A 2827-nucleotide genomic window follows, 5' to 3' on the forward strand; every position below is an offset into this window, starting at 1 on the left:
AACACCGTCCGGCTGAAGGTTTGGAAGGGATTCATCGTGGTCGGCCGCAAGGGCCTGAACAGGCTTCCGCCTCCACACCTTCAGGAGATTTCGGTCCACGACCAGCGCGACGCGCAGGGCTTCGTCACTGTACACGCTGACTGCTCCCAGGCGCCCCGGCCCATGGCAAGTAGCGGAAAAGGACGGGAAAGCGCCCGCCCGGGGGGGCGGGGCGGGCGCGGTTCCGCATGGGTTTTCTGGATCAAACGAAGGTGAAGTCCGACGCGGTCAGGCCTAGGTCGGCCACGGTGACTACACCGCCCAGGTGGGCGAACTCGTGCGCGCTGCCGTCGGCGGTGACATAGGCCAGAGTTGCAACTCTGTCAGTGTAGCTGCTTTGGTAGACAATGATGTCGCCGGCGTGCTCGCCGGAGATCGCACTCGCCGCCTCATTAGCAGAGTTGAAAGATTCACCAGTGATCACCACGACGTGTTCGCCGTTCGCACCCGACGCCGCACCGCTGTAGAAGCTGCTCACCGGGTAGCCGGACTGTATGCTGGCGTTGTTGACGAAGTTCGCGCCAAAACCGTCGTTGTAGAGGCCTACCGCATCGAAGGCGAACTTGTCCTCCGCCGGGTTGAAATCGGTGATAGTGGTAATGTCCGACGTCGACCCGACAACCCCAGGCACCGGATTGTGGAACTGGAACACGAACGTGTCACTGTCGCTGCCCCCGGTCAACGTGTCCTGGCCGTCACCCACGTAGAGGACATCCTGGCCGGGTCCGCCGCTGAGCCTGTCATTGTCCTCACCGGAGACGCGCGCGTTGAAGCGGCCGTTGTCGCCGGAGAGATCGTCCCAGCCATCTCCGCCGAAGATGCGGTCGTTACCCTCGCCGCCGATGGCTCGGTCACTGCCCGCGCCACCCGAGATCTCGTCGTTGCCGCCACGACCGTCAAGCCAGTCACCGCCCTGGTAACCCTCGATCCAGTCAACACCCTCGGTGCCGAGGAGTGTTTCGGAACCCGGGCCACCTTCGATAATCTTTGCCATTGAAAATACTCCTAATGATGCCCCTGCCTGAGTCGTTCATATTCGTCATCGGACAATTGGAGAAATCGATTGCTTGGATAGGCATACATTTACGAAATGGATGCATTCTCGTTCACTTCGCCCTTCTGCTGAGCAGTTGCGGGCTCGCAGGCGGCGGGGACACGCCCCAGGCAATCGGCCCGAACATTCACACTCAAAGAACGGTCCAGGAAAACTTGGCAACCGGTCGTCCTGGTTGGGCCGCCCTCGGAAGAACGGGCATGGGGCTGTGTTGCCGAGTCGCGCCGGCACTGCCCATTGCGAGCAATGGAACGTTAGGGAGCGCGTTCGCGCGAGCCGAGATCGGAACCGACAGGCGCACCAGGTAGTACGAAATGCCGGGTTCACCAGGATTTCTCCGACCACCCCGCTAGTCGGGTGCTGTATCTTCTCACTAGGAAACGACGACAAAGTGTCCGGACGCTACAACCGCACCGGAGAGATTCGTGAAGGTCGCCCAGGCTCCGGCTCCTCCCACAAAGATCACGCTCGCCAGAAGGCCCGCCACCAGGTGCCGGCGAATGGACTCGAAACGTCATTGTTCTGATGAATGCCGGACACCGGGATCCTCCATGTCAGCGCGCTCTGCCACGTGATCCTGTGTAGACTCGATGGCCTTCAGGACTTTGGAACGCGCACCGAATGATCGCTGCCGTCCACCTTCCATCACCAACACCAAATCGACGGCGCGGATGGCGCTCGGCCGATGGGCGACGACAACCGCAATGCCCTTGCGCTCGCGCACGGAGGCGATCGCATTAACGACTGCAGCTTCGCCTTCCGCGTCGAGATGGGCATTGGGTTCATCCAGCACGACAAGGAAAGGGTCTCGATAAAGGGCCCGGGCAAGACCGATAAGCTGACGCTGCCCGGCGGAAAGTGCCGATCCGGCCTCACCAATCGGAGTTTCGTATCCGTGCTCAAATCGGAGGATCAGTTCGTGCGTGCCCGCTGCTTTCGCCGCGGCGACAATAGCCTCAGGGTCAGGATCATCTTCAAAACGAGCGATGTTTTCGGCAATGGTGCCATCGAACAATTCAACACCTTGTGGCAGATAGCCGATGTGACGGCCTAGTGCTTCCCGGTCCCATTGATCGAGGCTTGCGCTGTCGATGCGAACCTTCCCGGCGACCGGCGTCCATGCGCCGACGATGGCGCGCGAGAGTGTCGACTTGCCCGAGCCCGACGGGCCGATGACCCCGAGTGCGCTTCCCGCCTGAATGGCAAACGCAAGGCCGGTCACCGTCGGCTTGCTTTCGCCGGGCGGAACGATTGTCACGCTTTCGAGGCGCAGTTCGCGTTCAGGTGCAGGCATTAGCATAACAGGAGCGGTTTCAGGAACCTTTTCCAAGAGGTCCTCCAGCCGCGCCCAACCCTGGCGCGCCATGAGGAAGGGTTTCCAGCTTGAAATGGCGAGGTCGACCGGAGCCAGCGCACGCCCCATCATGATCGAACTGGCAATCATGACCCCGGCCGTAGCCTCTTCCCTGACGACAAGGTACGCACCGACGGCAAGAATGGCCGATTGCAGCAGCACGCGCAGCGACTTTGAAATGGCACCCAGCCCACCTGCCACGTCCCCAGCTTTCCGGTTGGCGGCCAGACACTTGGCATTGGCCTTTTGCCATCGGGCAGCGATCCGCTTTCCAAGACCGAGAGCTTGCACGACCTCGGCATTGCAACGCGCTGCTTGCAGCAGACCATTGCGTGCCATGTTGTGGGCAACGGTATCGCTTATCGGCCCTTGCGAGAGAG

Annotated in this window: 2 protein-coding genes and 1 pseudogene; all 3 read right to left on the reverse strand. The window is 61.3% G+C overall.

Going from position 1 to position 2827, the window contains the following annotated elements:
• Positions 1-241 precede the first annotated feature (241 nt).
• Positions 242-1033 (reverse strand): calcium-binding protein, encoded by a 792-nt coding sequence (locus NKI96_RS32410; RefSeq protein WP_023673926.1) that lies wholly within the window; start codon positions 1031-1033, stop codon positions 242-244.
• Between the two features lie 369 nt (positions 1034-1402).
• Positions 1403-1633 (reverse strand): annotated as a pseudogene (locus NKI96_RS32415) (HlyD family type I secretion periplasmic adaptor subunit); the annotation flags it as partial.
• Positions 1608-2827: type I secretion system permease/ATPase (locus tag NKI96_RS32420; RefSeq protein WP_352765722.1), on the reverse strand; the 1220-nt coding region annotated here is incomplete at its 5' end. The gene NKI96_RS32420 and the pseudogene NKI96_RS32415, both read right to left, overlap by 26 nt.

This window comes from Mesorhizobium sp. M0292, assembly GCF_040321695.1.
Lineage (GTDB): Bacteria > Pseudomonadota > Alphaproteobacteria > Rhizobiales > Rhizobiaceae > Mesorhizobium.

Bases quoted from the DNA above. Each gene is read 5' to 3' on its own strand.
- NKI96_RS32410 (WP_023673926.1), bottom strand. From the start codon at position 1,033: ATGGCAAAGATTATCGAAGGTGGCCCGGGTTCCGAAACACTCCTCGGC.